Genomic DNA, 17900 nt, shown 5'->3' on the forward strand with positions numbered 1-17900 from the left:
CGTGGTTCAGGCGCCGGGCAGCATCAGCTTGGCGAAGGCGCTCAGTTGTTCGGGCGGCGCCTCGGCGCCGAATTTTTGCTGGTACAGGCGCTTGAAAATATCGTCGGGCTTGAGCTGGTCCAGCTGATCGAGCGAGAGCGCCGCTTCGTCCAGCGACATGCCGCGCGCGGCGCTCGAGGTCTCGATCTTCGCCAGCCGAACCGGCTTGCCCTCCAGCGCGGCCTCGATGCGGCTGCGCAGGCCGGGTTCCGGCCCATCCAGGCGCACGCGCACTTCGAGGAAGGGCTGGGCTTCCGGCGCGCGTTCGGGCAGTTCCAGCGCCGCCAGTTCGGCCAGCACCTCGTCCAGCGGCGCCGGCGTGACGGGCACGCGCAGCAGATCGACGGCGCGCGGCACGAAGAGCGGCGTCACTTCGCGCAACTGGCCGCCTTCCAGATCGATGCGCAGCACCTGGTGCTGATAGCGGGTTTCGGCGAAGGAGAGCGGAATCGGGCTGCCGCAATAGCGGATGTGTTCCTGTTTGCCCACGCTCTGCGCCAGGTGCAGGTGGCCCAGCGCGGCATAGGCGATGGCCGGCGCGAAAATCCCGGCCGGCAGCATCTCGGTGCCGCCGATGACGATGCGGCGTTCGGAATCGTTCGACATCTGGCCGTCGACCATATGGCAATGCCCCATGGCGACGATGGCCTGGCCCGGCTCGCACTGGGCCTTGGCCTGTTCCAGCGCCAGGCGGTACAGCTCCGCGATGCCGCCCAGATAAGGATCGCCGCCTTCCTCCGCAATGCGCGGCACGTCGGACGGGCGCAGGAAGGGCAGGGCCAGGCACCAGGCTTCCACCGCGCCGCCGCGTCCCGTCAGCGGCAGCACCAGGCGTTCGACCTGGATCGCGCCCTCGGCGTCGCGCGGCACATGGCCGACCACGCGCGTGCCATGCGCCTCCAGCAGCGGGCCAGGCGCTTCCAGCCGGCCCGGCGAATCGTGGTTGCCGGCGACGACGACCAGGTTCAGATGCGGCAGGCGTTCGCGCGCCTGGCGCAGGAAGTGGTAGAGCTGGCGCTGCGAAGCGGCCGAGGGATTGGCGCTGTCGAAGATGTCGCCGGCGATCAGCAGGCCGTCGGCCTGTTCGGCCACGAGGGTATCAAGCAGCCAGTCGAGGAAGCACTGGTGCTCGTAGGCGCGCTCGAAATTATGGAGCGACTGGCCCAGATGCCAGTCGGAGGTGTGCAGCAAACGCATGGATTAAACGGTCAAAGGCGCGGGAAGCGCCAAATATAGCGCAAACGGCCATCTTTCGTCTTGATGCGGCGCGAAGAATTTCACGCCGCGTCCGGCAGCAGGGCGCCGGCACGGTAGGTATTGCGGCCGGCCTGCTTGGCGTCGTACAGCAGCACGTCGGCCCGCTTCAGCAGCTCGGCCGGACTTAAGTCCTCGTCGCTGTAGTAAGTCAGGCCGATGCTGGTGGACACCGACACGGTGATGCCATCCAGCTCGAAAGGCGCTTGCATGGCCTTGACGATCTTGCCCGCCAGGATGGAAGCGTCGTCGGCGCGGCTGATGCGTTCCATGATGATGGTGAACTCGTCGCCGCCCAGGCGGGCGACGGTGTCGCTGGCGCGCATGGTGTGGGTCAGGCGCGCCGAGAAGGCTTTCAGCAGGGCGTCGCCGACCGCATGGCCATACGTGTCGTTGACCGGTTTGAAGCGGTCGATATCCATGTACATCACGGCCATCATGCTGGCGTTGTCGCGGCAGTAGAGCATGCTCTCGTTGAGCCTTTGCAGGAAGCCGGCGCGGTTGGTCAGGCCCGTCAACGCATCGACCTGGGACAGCTTCAGCAGGCGTTGTTTCTCGCGCTTCTGGGCGCTGATATCCTGGCGCATGACGTGGAAGCCGATGACGGTGGCGCCGTCGGCGTCGAACTGGGGAATGTAGACCACTTCATAAGTGCGCAGCACGCCCTCGTTTTCGCTCTCGCCATCCTCTTCGAATGTCAGGGTCTCGCCGTGCAGCGCGCGTCGTATATAGGGCCGCAGGAATTCGTAGCGCTGCCCGCCCACGGTTTCTTGCACCGACAGGCCCACCACATTCAGGCCGGTGCGGCTGAATTCGCGCTCGTAAGCGAGATTATTGAAGCGGTAAATCTCTTCCTGGTCCACATAGGCCACCATGGCCGGCAGGGTGTCGGTGATGGTGCGCAGGCGCGCCTCGCTTTCGCGCAGCGCCATCACCGATTTGCGCACCACGGTGATATCTTCCAGGGTGCAGACAAAGCCGTCGATGCGGCTGTCGACCAGAATCGGCGCGATCTTGATCGAGGTCCAGACCAGCGTGCCGTCCGGCTGCAGGCAACGCAGCGAATCCTGGTAAGGCGTGCGGGTGCCGGCCAGATGCTGCAGCGCTTCGCGCAGCACGTCGCGGTCGTCCGGATGCACGGCGCACATCCAGCCGTCGTCGCGCGCCTTTTCGCGCGCCAGGCCGGTGATCGCCTCGAAGGTGCGGTTGACGTAGGTGCAGTGGAAGTCGCGGTCGGTGCGGATCAGGCCCAGGGGCGAGGCATCCATCAGCGCCGTCAGCTCCGCCTGGCTCTTGCGGATTTCCAGTTCGCTGCGTTTGCGCGCCGTGATATTGCGCACCGTGACCGCCACCCCATCCTCGATCGCCACGATCTGGTGGCGCAGCCACAGCATCTCTTCGCCCGGCGGCTGGGTTTCGATCTCTTCCTCCATCGGCTTGCCGGTATCGAGCACCATGCGGTATTTGTCAATGAAGCCTTCGTCCTTCCAATGCGGCAGCAGCTCGCCGATGCGCAGGCCCAGCACCTCGCCGCGCGGATGGCGCAGGATGCGGGCGGCGCGCTCGTTGACGTCGAGCAGGGTGAAGTCGAGCACCTCGCCATTGCGGCTGCCGCTGCGGCAAGCCTTCATGATGAACATGGCGTCCAGGCTGGCGTCGCCGGCGGCGCGCATCATCTGCTGGGCCTCGGTGGCGTCGCGCATGCTGCTGCGCAGGCGGCGCGACTGGCGTCCGAGCAGCACGGCAAAGCCGAGAATGGCGGCGCCGGCCAGCACCATCGACAGGTAGTTCAGGCGGCGCTGGCGCACGAAATTGGCCATCTCCGTCGCTTCGCTATTGCCGACCACGGCCACCAGCGAATAGCGCGGCATCTCGCGGAAGCTGTAGATGCGCGGCACATTATCGTAAGGGCGGTTGAATTTCAGCTCTTCCGGAATGGCCGTCGGATCGGCCGGCGCGACGAAATCCAGCTGGTCGCTGATGAACAGCGTTTCATCCACGCGGCCGATGGACAGGCCGGTGTCGCGGCTGGTCAGCATCACCAGGCCCTTGGCGCCAAGATGCAGACGGTCGTAATCGTCGACGAAATACGCCGGGTCGATCATCAGCAAAATGGCGCCGGCAAAGCGGCCGTCGGCGTGGTTCAGGCGGCGCGCGATCTGGACCTGCCACTTCTTCGTTTTGGGCTCCACCATGGGATTGCTGGTCAGGGCCGTGTCGTCCGTGCTGCCGGCCAGGGTCTTGAAGAAGGCTTCCTGCGCCATATTCGCGGCAAAGTAGCCATGCTGCTTGTCCACCACATTGCCCTCGGCGTCGAGCAGGGCGATCGGCAGTTCCAGGCGCGACGGCATGAGGGAGTCGAGCAAGCCGTTCTTCTTGCTGAATTCGGCCAGGCGCAGCGTGCCGCCGGTTTCCTCGTATTTGAGTTTGAAGAGCTGGGTGGCGTGGTCGGCCTGGCGCAGGATATGGCCCGCATGCTCGGCCAGGGTGCGCGCCATCGCGTGGCTGTGCATCACCGCCTCGAAGCGGGCAATGTCCCGGGCCTGGTCTTCCTGGTAGACGGTGTCGGCCCACAGGCTTGCCAACAACAGCAGCGTAAAGAATGGCAGCAGCGCGCTGCGATACAGTCTCCCTGCGGCGCTGCGGATTTGTTTGGTTATCGTTGTCAATTGGCGCTGGCTGGCTAGTGTCCCGGATGCGGTTCCTTCGCTGGTATTCTGCACGTAAAAATGCCGACGCGGACCCGCAGGTATGAAAATTCTTCTTGCCGTGTATTTTACAGGTAGCCCAGGCATCAAAAAAGTAACAATCGCAGAGTGAAACTTTATTAAAATAGCCATTCTTCCCGCGGGACGGGCGCAGATCAGGGGTACGGGGTTTTGAGCGAGTTGATATTCAGCCTGTCGGCGGCGCGCGCGCTGCATCTGGCGGCGCAGGGATTGCTGCAGCCGCGCCGGCGCAAGGCGCAAAAGGCCGATGTCCTGGACGCGATCCGGCAAATGGGCGTGCTGCAGATCGACACCATCCATGTGGTGGCGCGCAGTCCCTATCTGGTGCTGTGGAGCCGCCTGGGCGACTATCCCCAGGCCTGGCTGGAAGAGCTGCTGGCCGAAGGCGCGCTGTTCGAATACTGGGCGCATGAAGCCTGCTTCGTGCCGATCGAGGATTACCGCCTGCTGCGCCACCGCATGCTCGATCCGGCCGCCATGGGCTGGAAATACTCGGTGAACTGGATGAAGGAAAAGCGCAAGGAGGTGGCGGCCCTGCTGCGCCATATCCGCGACAATGGGCCGGTGCGTTCCTCCGATTTTGAGCGCCGCGACGGCCAGTCCGGCGGCTGGTGGGAGTGGAAGCCGGAGAAGCGCTCGCTGGAGGTGCTGTTCACGGCCGGCCAACTGATGATCGCGCGCCGCCACAACTTCCAGCGCATCTACGACCTGGCCGAACGCGTGCTGCCGGGCTGGGACGACAGCCAGCTGCCGTCGATGGACGAGGTGCGCCGCGAGATGGCGCTGAAAACCGTGAAGTCGCTGGGCCTGTGCCGCGCCGCCTGGATCGCCGACTACTACCGCAGCAAGCCGCCGCGCCTCGATCCGGAAGCGCTGGTGGCGCAGGGCGCCTTGCTGCGCGCCCGCGTCCAGGGCTGGGACGACGCGGTCTACATCCATCCCGACCTGGCCGGGCTGGCGCGCAGCGCCGCCGAGGGCAGCCTGACGCCGACGCTGAGCACCATCCTCTCGCCCTTCGACCCGATCGTGTGGGACCGCCGCCGCGCGCTGGAACTGTTCGGTTTCGACTACCGCCTGGAGTGCTACACCCCGGCCGCCAAGCGCCGCTATGGCTACTTCACGCTGCCGATCCTGCGCCGCGGCCAGCTGGTGGGCCGGGTGGACGCCAAGGCGCATCGGCGCGAAGGCGTATTCGAACTCAAGGCGTTGACGCTGGAGCCGGGTGCCCGGCTCAGCGAGCGCTTCGCGCGCGATGTGGCGGCGGCCGTGCAGCGCTGCGCCGGCTGGCACGGCTGTCCGCGGGTGCTTGTGGGCGGCGCCGAGCCGCGCGCATTCGGCGTCATGCTGCAAGCTGCGCTGGCGGCCGATGAGATGGCGGTGGCGCCATGAGCTTGCCGAACGCCCCCCAATCCGTGGTCGGCGCCGACGGCCTGCCGCTGTTCGGCCGCTACGCCGGCCAGGCCGAGCGCTTCGACTGGCCGGCGCTGGCCAAGCCGTACGCGCGCAACCGCCTGTGGCGCCGTCTGCACCACAAGAAATGGCATTACGTCTCGCTGGTGACGGAGCAACTGATGTGCGCCGTCGCCATCGTCGACGTGGGCTGGACCACTACCTGCTTCGCCTACGCCTTCGACCGCAACGACGGCGATATCATGGCCAACTATTCCCAGGACGGCTTGCCGGGCCGCTTCTCGGCCGGCGTGGCCGACAGCGTGGGCGGCGACAGCTGGTTCCGCACGCGCGACACCCGCATCGCCATCGAGCATGCGCCGGGCGGCTGCTACCGCCTGGAGCTGCGCTGCCCGCATATGGAGATCGACGCCGAGTTCGGCCCGGCCGCCGCGCCGCTGCTGCTGGCGACCGGTCCGGTGAAGGGCGGCGCGGTGCATGCCACGCAAAAGTCTTCCGGCCTGCCGCTGACGGGCGAGGTGCGCACCTGGCGCGACGAGTACCGGCTCGATGGCGGCGTCGCCAGCTTCGATTATTCGAATGGCCTGCTGGCGCGCGAAACGGCCTGGCGCTGGGCTTCGGGCCACAATCTGGAGCTGGGTTTCAATCTGCAGGCCGGCTACTTCGGCGCCTGCGAGAACGCGCTCTGGCTGGACGGGCAAATCGTCCCGCTGGGCCCCGCCCATTTCATATATGATCAGCATGACCCGCTGGCGCGTTGGCATATCTTCACCGAAGACGACCAGCTCGACCTGGTCTTCACGCCGGAAGGCGCGCGCCGCCAGGACCGTAATTTGCTGGTGGCGGCCAGCCGCTATGTGCAGCCGGTCGGCACCTTCAACGGCTGGGTGCGCGCCGCGCCGGATGCGCCGCAGCGCATCGTCAGCCAGCTCGCGGGTGTCACGGAAGACCATTTCTCGCGCTGGTAGCGCAGTGGATTCGATAGCGCGGTCCAGGTCCGGCCGGGCCGCTGAAAGGTAAGGCGATGAGCATCAGGAATCTGTGCAGTCTGTTCGAACCGGGATCGGTGGCCGTGATCGGCGCCTCCAGCCGCCCCGAGCGCATCGGCTACACGGTGCTGAACAATATGGCCGAATGCGGCTTTGCCGGCGCGCTGTGGCCCGTCAATCCCAAATACGCCGAACTGCGCGGCGTGCCTTGCTACCACCGCGTGTCGGCCCTGCCGCGCGCGCCGGAGCTGGCCCTCATCTGCACGCCGCCGGAGACGGTGCCGGGGCTGATCGCGGAACTGGGCGCGCGCGGCACCCGCGCCGCGGTGGTGCTGACGCCCGGCCTGGCGGAGGCGCGCGGCGGCGGCAAGAACCTGCGCCAGGCCATGCTCGACGCGGCCCGGCCGCACCGCTTGCGCATCCTCGGCCCGGGCGGCATCGGCCTGCTGGCGCCCCATGCGGGGCTGAACGCCAGCATGGCGCAAGTGGGCGCGCGGCCCGGAAAAATCGCTTTCGTGTCGCAATCGGGCATGCTGATGGCGGCGGTGCTGGACTGGGCGCGGCAGCAGGGCATCGGCTTTTCGCGCGTGGTCTCGCTGGGCGAGGGCGCCGATATCGACCTGGGCGACCTGCTCGACTTCCTGGCCGGCGACAGCGACACCACGGCCATCGTCATGCACATGGAGTCGGTCAGCAATGCGCGCAAGTTCATGTCGGCGGCGCGCATGGCGGCGCGCGGCAAACCGGTGATCGTCATGAAAGCCGGGCGCGAAGGCGACGACAAGGTGATCGACGCCGCCATCCGCCGCGCCGGCATGCTGCGCGTGTATTCCTCGGCCGACCTGTTCGACGCGGTGGAAACCGTGGCGCGCGCCCGGCCCCTGCGCGGCGAGCGCCTGGCCATCCTCAGCAACGGCGGCAGCCTGGGCCTGCTGGCCGACGACGCCCTGCGCTGGCGCGGCATGCGCCAGGCCACGTTGTCGGCGCCCACCCAGCGCCGCCTGGAACAAATGAAGCCGGCGCCGGTGGTGGCGCAGGGCACGCTGGTGGTGGGCGGCGAGGCCACGCCGGAACGCTACGCCGCCGTGCTGGACGCCCTGATACAGGAGCCGCAAGTCGATGCGCTGCTGCTGATTCACGCGCCCAGCACTGCCGCCGCCAGCGCCGACGTGGCGCGCGTGCTGGCGCCGATGGCGAAGGCGGCCGGCAAGAGCGTGTTGTCCTGCTGGCTGGGCGGGGCCGGCGCCACGGCCGCGCGCGAGACCTTCGCCGAGGCTGGACTGCCTTGCTACGACACGCCGGAAAAAGCCACGCGCGCCTTCATGCAGATCGCCCAGTACCAGCGCAACCAGGCCTTGCTGATCGAGGTGCCGGCGCAGGCGCCGCCGGCGCCGGAACGCAGCGCCGCGCGCGCCATCGTCGACGCGGCGCTGGCGCAGGGCATCACGGCGCTGAGCCGGGAAGACAGCCAGGCGGTGCTGGCCGCCTACGGCATTCCGCTGGCCGCGCCACCGCGCCGGCGCGGCGAGGGCAGTGCGGCCGCAGCGGCCGATGCCGCCGGCGGTGGCGCCGCGCAGGCGGGCGGCGAATTGCGCAGCAATGTGCGCAGCGATATCCAATTGCGCGTGGCGGTGCGCATCGATCCCGTTTTCGGCCCCGCCATCAGCTTCGGTCAGGGCGGCCCGGCCGCGCTGGCGGTGGACGACCGCGCCGTCGGCCTGCCGCCGCTGAACATGGTGCTGGCGCGCGATGTGGTGGCGCGCACCCGGGTGGCGCGCCTGCTGGCCGACCATAGCGAAGCCATTTGCCGCGTGCTGATCCAGGTGGCCGAACTGGCCGTCGATATCGGCGAGCTGGCCGTGCTGGAAATCGATCCCCTGCTGGCCGGCGCCGGCGGCGTGCGGGTGCAGGACGCGCGCATCGAGCTGGGGCCGCGCCGCGCCGAGGCCAGCCTGGCCATCCGCCCCTATCCGCAGGAACTGGAGCAGGACGTGGCCTGGCAGGGCGAAACCCTGCTGCTGCGTCCCATCCGTCCGGAAGACGCCCCGGCCCATCTGCGCTTCTTCTCCGCCCTGCATGCCGACGATGTGCGCATGCGCTTCTTCACCGCCATGCGCGAACTGCCGCCGGCCCAACTGGCGCGCCTGACCCAGATCGATTACGACCGCGCCATGGCCTTCATCGCCACCCGCAGCGGCGCCGACGGCCAGCCGGAAACGCTGGGCGTGGTGCGCGCCGTGGCCGACCCGGACAACCAGCGCGCCGAATTCGCCATCGTGGTGCGTTCGGACTTGAAGGGCAAGGGGCTGGGCGTGGTGTTGTTCGAAAAACTGGTGGCTTACTTCCGCGCTCGCGGCACGCGCGAATTGTGGGGTGAAACCCTGTCGGAAAACGCCGGCATGCAGCGCCTGATCAAACGCTTCGGCGGCACGGTCACGCCCTCGGCGGAAACCGGCATCGTGGAATTACTGCTTAGATTACAACAGAAATGAGAAAAATTTTGCGCTAGAATCGGTAGTTCAAACAGACGCTTGCGCTAGGTCAAAGCAATGTTGTCAGCTTTATTTACACTTCTACTTCCGTATGGTCACCCGCGTCATGTAAGGGAGTAAGACAGATGTTGACGGCTACTTACACTTTGGTTGCCTTGTCGGTGGAGCAGGCCAGTATGCGCATGGGCCTGCTGGCGCTGCAAAAACAAATGCAGTCCACGCTGACATTGCAGCGCAGCCTTTCGCTTTCGCAGCTCGAATATGCCTGCGAGAACCTGAACCGTTTATACGATGCTTGCCACTGGCGCAAGATTGAAAAATACCTCATTCCGGCGCTGCGCCAGGCCACCGAAAAGGCCGACCAGCTGCTCGATGAACTGAGCCTGTTGAACCAGAATGCGCTGACGGCCATCCGCCAGATGCAGGCGCAGATGGAGAATGCGAGCGAGGATAGCGAAGAGCGCGTGGCCGAAGTATGCGCCGCCATCGATACCTTCTGCGAATCGCTGCTGCAAAGGCTGGACAAGGAAGAGCGCGAGCTGTTCGCCATCGCGCGCCGCGCCATTTGCGGCGATGCCTGGTTCGCCATCGCCAACCAGATGCTGGCGCATGAAGCCGAAGCGGAGGAAGCGCGCCGCGAGCGCGCCGCGCGGCCCTTGTCGCTGGCCAGGCCGGCCGCCATTATCGCCCTGGGCGTGCCCGGACTGGACGGCGTGGCTGGACAGGAAACGCAATTCGAGACGCCGGAGCCGGGTTCCCACCATCGCCCGCTTCCGGTCCGCCGTTACGCCGGCGATTGATCGCCTGGGAAACGGGAGCCGCCGCCGGGTCGCGGCGGCTGATCCATGCCCGCTTGGGCACGGCGCGCGGCGCTTTGCTATGATGGTGGTTTTGATCCATCCATAGCTCATCATGTTCGAATTCCTTTTCAAACGGCCGGGCGACAAGCCCGCCGGACCGCAGGGCGCAGCTTCGGAGCAGTCTGCCGCGGCCGGGAACAGTGCGGGACAGGGCAACCAGCAAGCGCAGGCGCGCCGGGCCGAGCAGGCCGCGCAAGCCAAGGCGCTGGCCGGCAACGAAGCCGCCGCCGTGGAATTGATCTTGCGCAGCGAATTTGCCGAGGTGCGCCTGGCGGCCGCCGAATATGTGCAAGCCCAGCCGCTGCTGGAACAGGTGCAGCAAGCCATGCGCAATACCGACCGCCGCGTGGCCAAGCTGATGCAGAGCCGTCTCGACGCCTTGCGCCATCAGCAGGCCGAGCAGCGCCAGGCCGAGGCCAGTATCGCCCAGGCGCAAAAGCTCTTGCAGGATGAGAAACTGACCCCGAACCAGGTCGCCGATCTCGACCGCCAATGGCAGGTGATTGCCGCCGGCAGCGCGTTGAGCGAACGCTTTGGCGTGGAGCGCCAGGCGCTGGCGGCGCGCCTGGAAGCCCAGGTCAGCCTGCAGCGCGGCGTGATCGATGCGCTGGCGGCCCTGCGCCGCCTGGGTGCCGAGGCCCATCCCGGCGATGACGCCGGCCGCGCCGCGCAGGCGGAGCAGCTGGCGCGCCTGCAAGCCGAGCACGCGACGCATTTGGCGCATGCCGAACGCGCCTCGCTGCCGCGTCACCTGCTGAGCGATTTCGAGCAGGCGATGAGTCAAACCCAAGCCGCCCTGGCCCAGGCGCAGAAGGCGGCGCCGGCGGCCGCTGCCGGCCACGGCACGGCGCTTGCCGACACGCCGGCCGGCGGCGATGCGCGCCCGGCGGCGGACCCGGAGGCGCCCTCCGCCGCGCCGCATGCGGCCGGTCCCGCCGCCGAGGGGACCAACGGTGCCGCAGCGCACCCGCAGCCTGGCGCGGCCGAGGCCGCCGATGTCCGTCCGCCGCGCGAAAAGCACAAAGCGACGCCGGCCGACAAGGAAGCCAACCGCCACTTCATGGAATTGGTGGACGCGCTGGAAGCGGCCTTGCAGCAAGGCCAGCTTCATATTGCTGCCGAGCATGATAAAGCCTTGAAAGAAAGCAAAACCGGGCGCCTGTCGCAGTCCCAGGCCGAGCGTCTGGCCCATGTGCGTGCCGAGCTGAAACGGCTGGGCGATTGGGCGCGCTGGGGCGGCAATGTCTCGCGCGAAGAGCTGGTGAAAGCGGTGGAGGAATTGCCGGCCCAGGGCTTGCCGATGAGCGAGCTGGCCAAGAAGGTGGGCAGCATGCGCGAGCGCTGGAAGGCGCTCGACGGCGTTTCCGGCGCCGCCCCCAAGAGCCTGTGGGAGAAGTTCGACGCCGCCTGTACCGCCGCCTATGCCCCGGCCGCCGCCCACTTCAAGCACCTGGCCGACGAACGCCACACCAATGCCGCCAAGGCCCAGACCCTGATCGACGAAGTCAAGGCCCTGATCGCGCGCGGCGTTTCGCGTCCGCTGCCGGCCGATGCCGCCGCCGGCGACGCGCCCGGCACGCTGCCGCACACCTATGACTGGCGCGCCATGGCCTCGTCCTCGCAGCGCCTGCGCCAGGCCTGGAGCCGTCTCGGCACCATCGACCGCAAGGACAAGAAAAAGCTCGATGCCGCCTTCGCCGCCGCCATGGCCGAGCTGATGGCGCCGCTGGAAGAGCAGCGCAAGATCGAAGTGGCGCGCCGCGAGCAATTGGTCGAGGAAGTCGGCAAGCTCAATCCGAGCGACCGCAACACCATCGAAACCCTGCGTCGCCTGCAGGAAAGCTGGCAGGAACACGCCAAGGCGCTGCCGCTGGAGCGCAAGGCCGAGCAGGCATTGTGGCAGCGCTTCCGTGGCGCCTGCGACGCCATCTTCGCCCAGCGCAAGGAACACGCCCACGCCGCCGACGCCGAGCGCCGCAGCCATCTGCATGTGCGCGAAGACATCTGCGTCAGCCTGGAAAACGCCGCCTTCGAAGGCGAGGACAAGGCCCAGCTGAACGCCATGGTCAAAGCCCTGCGCGACGCCGCCGCCGCCTGGCATGCGAGCGGCAGCGTGCCGCGCGCGGCCGAGCAGAAGATCGAGCAGCGCTACAAGAGCGCCGTGGCGGCCCTGCAGTCGCGCGCCGACGCCATCCGCCGCCGCGCCAGCGCGGCCCAGACCACGGCCATGCGCGAAAAACTGCGCCTGACCCAGGCGCTGGAAGCGGCCATCGCCGCGCCGGGCGACATCGACGCCGACGACTGGAGCGCGCGCTGGCAAGCCTTGCCGCCCTTGCCGGGCGATTTCGAACGCACCCTGCGCCAGCGCTTCGAGGCGGGCGTGAAAGCGGGCGCCGGCAATGGCCGCGGCGCCTATGCGAGCGCGCTGGAAGCGAGCCGCGAGCGTCTGCTGGAAGAAGTGCTGCGCCTGGAAATCGGCGCCGGCATCGACAGCGGCGCGGAATTCGCGCGCGAACGGCTGAAAATGCAGGTCGAGGTGTTGCAAAGCTCCCTCAAATCCGGCCACAAGCCGGACGGCCACGCCACCCAGTTCCTGCAGCTGTGCGCCATGCCGGCCCTGGCCGACGACCGTACCGCGACCCGGATCGAGCAACTGTTTCGCCGTCTTGGCGCGGAAGCCAAATGACTTCAAGTAGCATGCAGCAAGTAAGAATCCAGACGGAAGATTTCGACGTGGCCGGCGAATTGGCGCAATTGCGCGCCGGCGACGCCCGCGTCGGCGGCATCGTCAGCTTTGTCGGCACGGTGCGCGATCTGAACGAGGGCGCGGCCATCTCCAGCATGGAACTGGAACATTATCCGGGCATGACCGAGCAATCCATCCAGGCCATCATCGACCAGGCGCGGCTGCGCTGGCCGCTGTATGGGGCGCTGGTGATCCACCGCGTCGGCCCGCTCCAGCCCATGGACCAGATCGTGCTGGTGGCCGTCACCTCGGCGCACCGGGGCGAGGCGTTTGCCGCTTGCGAATTCATCATCGACTACCTCAAGACCGAGGCGCCGTTCTGGAAAAAGGAAGAAACGCCCGAGGGCGCGCGCTGGGTCGATGCGCGCGTCAGCGACGACCAGGCTTTGCGGAAGTGGGCGCTGCCGGATATGTGATTTTCATCACAAACCGGGTCTTGAAAACCAGCGGCGCATCCTTATTTTGTCCTTAAGATAAATTCAGGAGCACCGCCAAATGCGCCAAGACAAACTCACCACCAAGCTTCAGGAAGCCCTGGCCGACGCCCAAAGCCTGGCCGTCGGCAACGACAATCCCTATATCGAATCGGCCCACCTGCTGACGGCCCTGCTGAACCAGGACGACGGCGCGGCACGCTCGCTCTTGCAGCGCGCAGGCGTGAATGTGGGCGGTTTGTCGAACGCGCTGAAATCGGCGCTGGAGCGCCTGCCCAAGGTGTCCGGCACCAATGGCGAGGTGCAGGTGAGCCGCGAGTTTGTCGGCGTGCTGAATCTGGCCGACAAGGAAGCGCAAAAGCGCGGCGACCAGTTCATCTCCAGCGAGATGATCCTGCTGGCGCTGACCGAGGATAAATCGGAAGCCGGCCGCGCCGCGCGCGAAAACGGCTTGACGCGCAAGGCGCTGGAAGCGGCCATCGACACCGTGCGCGGCGGCGGCAAGGTCGATTCGCAGGAAGCCGAAGGCCAGCGCGAAGCCCTGAAAAAATACACCCTGGACCTGACCGAGCGCGCCCGCGCCGGCAAGCTCGATCCGGTGATCGGCCGCGACGACGAAATCCGCCGTGCCATCCAGGTGCTGCAGCGCCGCACCAAGAACAATCCCGTGCTGATCGGCGAGCCGGGCGTGGGCAAGACCGCCATCGTCGAAGGCCTGGCCCAGCGCATCGTCAATAACGAAGTGCCCGATTCCCTGCGCGGCAAGCGCGTGCTGTCGCTCGATATGGCGGCCCTGCTGGCCGGTGCCAAATACCGCGGCGAGTTCGAGGAACGCCTGAAATCCGTGCTGAAAGAGCTGGCGCAGGACGAGGGCCAGACCATCGTCTTCATCGACGAGCTGCACACCATGGTGGGCGCGGGCAAGGCCGAAGGCGCGATGGACGCGGGCAATATGCTGAAGCCGGCGCTGGCGCGCGGCGAGCTGCATTGCCTGGGCGCGACCACGCTCGACGAATACCGCAAATACATCGAGAAGGATGCCGCGCTGGAGCGCCGCTTCCAGAAGATCCTGGTCGACGAGCCGAGCGTGGAAGCGACCATCGCCATCCTGCGCGGCCTGCAGGACAAATATGAGCTGCACCACAAGGTCGAGATTTCGGACGCCGCCATCATCGCCGCGGCCGAGCTGTCGCACCGCTACATCACCGACCGCTTCCTGCCCGATAAGGCGATCGACCTGATCGACGAAGCCGCGTCCAAGATCAAGATCGAGATCGATTCCAAGCCCGAAGTCATGGACAAGCTGGAACGCCGCCTGATCCAACTGAAGATCGAGAAGGAAGCCGTGAAGCGCGAGAAGGATGACGCCTCGCGCCGCCGCCTCGACCTGATCGACGAGGAAATCGCCAAGCTGCAGCGCGAGTACAACGATTACGAGGAAGTGCTGAAGGCCGAAAAATCCATGGTGCAGGGCACGACCCACATCAAGGAAGAGATTGAGCGCATCAAGCAGCAGATGGAACAGGCCACGCGCGACAGCAACTGGCAGCGCGTGTCCGAACTCCAGTACGGCAAGCTGCCCCAGCTCGAAGCGCAATTGAAGCAGGCCGAAACGGCCAGCCCTTCCCAGGGCGACAAGCCCAAGCTGCTGCGCACCCAGGTCGGCGCCGAGGAAATCGCCGAAGTGGTGTCGCGCGCCACCGGCATTCCCGTTTCGCGCATGATGCAGGGTGAGCGCGACAAGCTGCTGCACATCGAAGAGAAGCTGCACGAACGCGTGATCGGCCAGGATGAAGCAATCAACGCCGTGGCCGACGCCATCCGCCGCTCGCGCGCCGGCCTGTCCGACCCGAACCGTCCGTATGGCTCCTTCATGTTCCTGGGCCCGACCGGCGTCGGCAAGACCGAGCTGACCAAGGCGCTGGCCGGCTTCCTGTTCGACACGGAAGATGCGCTGATCCGCATCGATATGAGCGAGTTCATGGAGAAGCATTCGGTGGCCCGCCTGATCGGCGCGCCGCCCGGCTATGTCGGCTACGACGAAGGCGGCTACCTGACCGAGGCCGTGCGCCGCAAGCCGTATAGCGTGATCCTGCTCGATGAGGTGGAAAAGGCGCACAGCGACGTCTTCAACGTGCTGCTGCAAGTGCTGGACGATGGCCGCATGACGGATGGGCAGGGGCGCACGGTGGACTTCAAGAACACGGTGATCATCATGACCTCAAACCTGGGCTCGCAGAAAATCCAGTCGATGGAGAATGCCGATCCGGGCGTGGTCAAGCTGTCGGTGATGGCCGAAGTGCGCTCCCACTTCCGTCCCGAGTTCATCAACCGCATCGACGAAATCGTGGTCTTCCACGGCCTCGACGACAAGAATATCGGCGCGATCGCCAAGATCCAGCTGGCGATTCTGCAGCAGCGTCTGGCACGCATGGACATGGGCCTGGAAGTCACGCCCGAAGCCCTGCAAAAGATCGCCGAAGCCGGTTACGACCCCGTGTATGGCGCGCGTCCGTTGAAACGCGCGATCCAGCAGCAGATCGAAAACCCGCTGTCGAAGCAGATCCTCGAAGGCAAGTTCGGCCCCAAAGACCAGATCCGCATCGACGAGCGCAACGGCCAGCTGACCTTCGACATCGCGAACTAAAGCGCCATCGTTTGATCTGCATCAGCAAATGTCCCACCCTGGTGTCAGGCACCACGGTGGGACATTTTTTGCGCCAGATCAAAGAATGTCCGACTCCAGTGCCTCGGCGGCCCCGCCTGATACCAGGGTTGGACATTTGTTGATCTGGATCAGACTTGGGTGGCGAAGAAGGCGCTGGGGCTGAGGCCGAAGGTCTTTTTGAACATGGCGGAGAAGGCGGATTGGCTGGCGTAGCCGAGTTGTTCGGCTACTTGCGCCAGGGGTAGGCCGCGGGCGATCAGGGGCGCGGCGTGGGCCAGGCGCACTTGCTGGCGCCATTGGCCGAAACTCAGGCCGAGCTCGCGCTCGAAGAGGCGGGCGAGGGTGCGTTCGGAGGCGCCGACCTGGGGCGCCCATTCCTCCAGCGTTTGCGTGGAGCCGGGATCGGCCATCAGGCTGTCGCACAGGGCTTTCAGGCGCTTGTCGCTGGGCAGGGGGACGCGGATGGGGCGGGTGGCGGCGCGGCCCAGCTCGTCCAGGATCAGTTCGGCCAGCAGGCGGTAGCGTGGAGTAGGGGGCTGGTCGCCGATCTGTTCCAGTGCGAGGATCAGCTCGCGCAGCAGCGGCGCGACCTGGAGCACGCGGCATTCGTCGCCCGCAAACGGGGCGCGCGCGGCCAGCACGCGCACGGGACGCAGACGGGTGCGCTCCAGCACCGTCACTTCATGCACCACATGGGGCGCAACCCAGATGGCACGCTGCGGCGGCACGATCCAGCTGCTGTTGTTGGCGGTGACGCGCAGCACGCCTTCCAGCGCATACGTGACCTGGCCCCACTCGTGCTTGTGGGCACTCATGTATTCATTGGTCTGCAGGTCGCGCCCGATCAGTGTGACGGGACGCCCGGCGTCGGGGTCGTAGCATGATGGGTAGCCGGCGGTGTTGTTGAGGATGGTGATGGCCATGCGGATTCAGGTTTGGCGGGAATTCGATAAATTATGTCACTTTGTCTCAAATCGGGCGATGTGATTTTGCATACACTGCAGTGGACTGTTCATCTTTGAAGGAAAGCCATGACATCCCCTGTATCAAACACCGTGCTGCGCGAGGATGCGCGCGTGATCGGCCTGGTCGGCCTGGCCCACGGCGTTTCGCATTTCTACCACCTGATCCTGGCGGGCCTGTTTCCTTGGCTGAAGCCGGCGTTCAATCTCTCATACTCCGAGCTGGGCTTGCTGATGACGGTGTTTTTCGTCATCTCCGGCATCGGCCAGGCGCTGGCCGGCTTCGTGGTGGACCGCGTCGGCGCGCGCCGCGTGCTGTTCTTCGGCGTCGCCATGCTGGGCGTGTCGGCGCTGGCGCTGTCTGCCGCCACCAGTTATGCGATGCTGATGCTGGGCGCGCTGCTGGCGGGCGTGGGTAACAGCGTCTTCCACCCGGCCGATTACACCATCCTCAACCAGCGCGTATCGAAGGCGCGCCTGGCCCACGGTTTTTCGGTGCATGGCATCAGCGGCAATATCGGCTGGGCCGCCGCGCCGCTGTTCCTGACCTCGGTGGCGGCCCTGGCCAGCTGGCGCGCGGCCTTGCTGTGGGCGGCCGTGCTGCCGTTCGGCGTGCTGGCCATCCTGTTCCTGAACCGCCATGCACTGCGTCCTGATTCCATCGTTCCGGCCAAGGAGGACGCGCCGCAAGGGGCGGGCCTGGACTTCCTGCGCCTGCCACAGGTGTGGATGTGCTTTGCCTTCTTCCTGCTGACGGCGATCGCGCTGGGCGGCATCCAGAGCTTCGCCTCGGCCAGCCTGGTCAAGCTGTACGGGATGTCGCTGCAGCTGGCGACCAGCGCCTATACCGCGTATATGCTGGCTTCGGCCGGCGGCATGCTGCTGGGCGGCTTTGTCGGCGCGCGCAGCAAGGACCATGACCGCAATATCGCCATCGCCTTCACCCTGGCGGCGCTGCTGGCCGTGCTGCTGTCGCTGGCCCTGGCGCCGGCCTGGATGGCGTTTGCGATGATGGGACTGATCGGCTTCTTCTCCGGCGTGGCCGGGCCTTCGCGCGACCTGATGATACGTGCCGCGGCGCCGAAGAACGCCACCGGCCGCGTGTACGGCGTGGTGTATTCGGGCCTGGACAGCGGCCTGGCCATCGGGCCGCTGCTGTTCGGCGCGCTGATGGACGCCAATCGGCCGTCCTGGGTTTTCCTGTGCATCGCACTGTTCCAGGCGCTGGCGATCGCCACGGCGGTCGGCGTGGGTGGAAATACCCGTGCCATGCAGCTGAAAAATGCTTAAAATTATCAGCATTTTGATAACGCTTGC

Annotated in this window: 11 protein-coding genes; 8 read left to right on the top strand and 3 right to left on the bottom strand. The window is 66.5% G+C overall.

Translation table 11 applies throughout. The annotated features are described in order from the left end of the window. Positions 1-6: 6 nt before the first annotated feature. Both FHS03_RS23490 and FHS03_RS23495 read right to left on the bottom strand, forming a co-directional pair. Positions 7-1236 carry an exonuclease SbcCD subunit D C-terminal domain-containing protein gene (locus tag FHS03_RS23490; RefSeq protein ID WP_183443343.1) on the bottom strand — a complete coding sequence of 410 codons (1230 nt, stop codon included), beginning with the start codon at positions 1234-1236 and terminating at the stop codon, positions 7-9. 80 nt (positions 1237-1316) lie between these two features. Next, positions 1317-3962: a sensor domain-containing diguanylate cyclase gene (locus FHS03_RS23495; RefSeq protein ID WP_229426373.1), complete on the bottom strand. Its 2646-nt coding sequence runs from the start codon at positions 3960-3962 to the stop codon at positions 1317-1319. A 210-nt stretch (positions 3963-4172) separates the two neighbouring features. On the opposite strand from FHS03_RS23495, the gene FHS03_RS23500 reads away from it, so the two are divergent. The 7 genes from FHS03_RS23500 to clpB all read left to right on the top strand — a co-directional run bounded on the left by FHS03_RS23500 (position 4173) and on the right by clpB (position 15600). Then, positions 4173-5411 (top strand): winged helix-turn-helix domain-containing protein, encoded by a 1239-nt coding sequence (locus FHS03_RS23500; protein ID WP_183443345.1) that lies wholly within the window; start codon positions 4173-4175, stop codon positions 5409-5411. Further along, a complete protein-coding gene (locus tag FHS03_RS23505) occupies positions 5408-6400 on the top strand; it encodes a DUF2804 domain-containing protein (RefSeq protein ID WP_183443346.1) in 993 nt (330 codons plus the stop codon). Before FHS03_RS23500 ends, FHS03_RS23505 begins: the two co-directional genes overlap by 4 nt. Before the next feature lie 56 nt (positions 6401-6456). After that, entirely contained in the window at positions 6457-8913 is a 2457-nt protein-coding gene (locus FHS03_RS23510; RefSeq protein WP_183443347.1) for a bifunctional acetate--CoA ligase family protein/GNAT family N-acetyltransferase, read from the top strand. A 125-nt stretch (positions 8914-9038) separates the two neighbouring features. Then, the gene (locus tag FHS03_RS23515; RefSeq protein ID WP_183443348.1) at positions 9039-9713 is read left to right on the top strand and encodes a hemerythrin domain-containing protein; all 675 of its coding nucleotides are present in this window, start codon (positions 9039-9041) and stop codon (positions 9711-9713) included. Positions 9714-9825: 112 nt separating this feature from the next. After that, complete coding sequence (locus FHS03_RS23520) at positions 9826-12459, top strand: DUF349 domain-containing protein (RefSeq protein ID WP_183443349.1); 2634 nt, start codon at positions 9826-9828, stop codon at positions 12457-12459. An 11-nt stretch (positions 12460-12470) separates the two neighbouring features. Continuing rightward, a complete protein-coding gene (gene moaE / locus FHS03_RS23525; protein WP_183443379.1) occupies positions 12471-12935 on the top strand; it encodes a molybdopterin synthase catalytic subunit MoaE in 465 nt (154 codons plus the stop codon). 79 nt (positions 12936-13014) lie between these two features. Continuing rightward, the gene (clpB, locus tag FHS03_RS23530; protein WP_183443350.1) at positions 13015-15600 is read left to right on the top strand and encodes an ATP-dependent chaperone ClpB; all 2586 of its coding nucleotides are present in this window, start codon (positions 13015-13017) and stop codon (positions 15598-15600) included. Between the two features lie 149 nt (positions 15601-15749). On the opposite strand, the gene FHS03_RS23535 is transcribed toward clpB, so the two are convergent. Continuing rightward, positions 15750-16544, bottom strand: coding sequence for an AraC family transcriptional regulator (locus FHS03_RS23535; protein ID WP_183443351.1), 795 nt, complete (start codon positions 16542-16544; stop codon positions 15750-15752). A 108-nt stretch (positions 16545-16652) separates the two neighbouring features. Between FHS03_RS23535 and FHS03_RS23540 the strand changes: the two genes are divergently transcribed. Further along, the gene (locus tag FHS03_RS23540) at positions 16653-17873 is read left to right on the top strand and encodes an MFS transporter (RefSeq protein ID WP_183443352.1); all 1221 of its coding nucleotides are present in this window, start codon (positions 16653-16655) and stop codon (positions 17871-17873) included. Positions 17874-17900: the final 27 nt, after the last annotated feature.

It is taken from the genome of Pseudoduganella violacea, assembly GCF_014191875.1.
GTDB lineage: Bacteria > Pseudomonadota > Gammaproteobacteria > Burkholderiales > Burkholderiaceae_D > Rugamonas > Rugamonas violacea_A.

Bases quoted from the DNA above. Each gene is read 5' to 3' on its own strand.
- FHS03_RS23490 (WP_183443343.1), bottom strand. From the start codon at position 1,236: ATGCGTTTGCTGCACACCTCCGACTGGCATCTGGGCCAGTCGCTCCAT.
- FHS03_RS23505 (WP_183443346.1), top strand. From the start codon at position 5,408: ATGAGCTTGCCGAACGCCCCCCAATCCGTGGTCGGCGCCGACGGCCTG.
- FHS03_RS23510 (WP_183443347.1), top strand. From the start codon at position 6,457: ATGAGCATCAGGAATCTGTGCAGTCTGTTCGAACCGGGATCGGTGGCC.
- FHS03_RS23515 (WP_183443348.1), top strand. From the start codon at position 9,039: ATGTTGACGGCTACTTACACTTTGGTTGCCTTGTCGGTGGAGCAGGCC.
- FHS03_RS23520 (WP_183443349.1), top strand. From the start codon at position 9,826: ATGTTCGAATTCCTTTTCAAACGGCCGGGCGACAAGCCCGCCGGACCG.
- moaE (WP_183443379.1), top strand. From the start codon at position 12,471: ATGCAGCAAGTAAGAATCCAGACGGAAGATTTCGACGTGGCCGGCGAA.
- clpB (WP_183443350.1), top strand. From the start codon at position 13,015: ATGCGCCAAGACAAACTCACCACCAAGCTTCAGGAAGCCCTGGCCGAC.
- FHS03_RS23535 (WP_183443351.1), bottom strand. From the start codon at position 16,544: ATGGCCATCACCATCCTCAACAACACCGCCGGCTACCCATCATGCTAC.
- FHS03_RS23540 (WP_183443352.1), top strand. From the start codon at position 16,653: ATGACATCCCCTGTATCAAACACCGTGCTGCGCGAGGATGCGCGCGTG.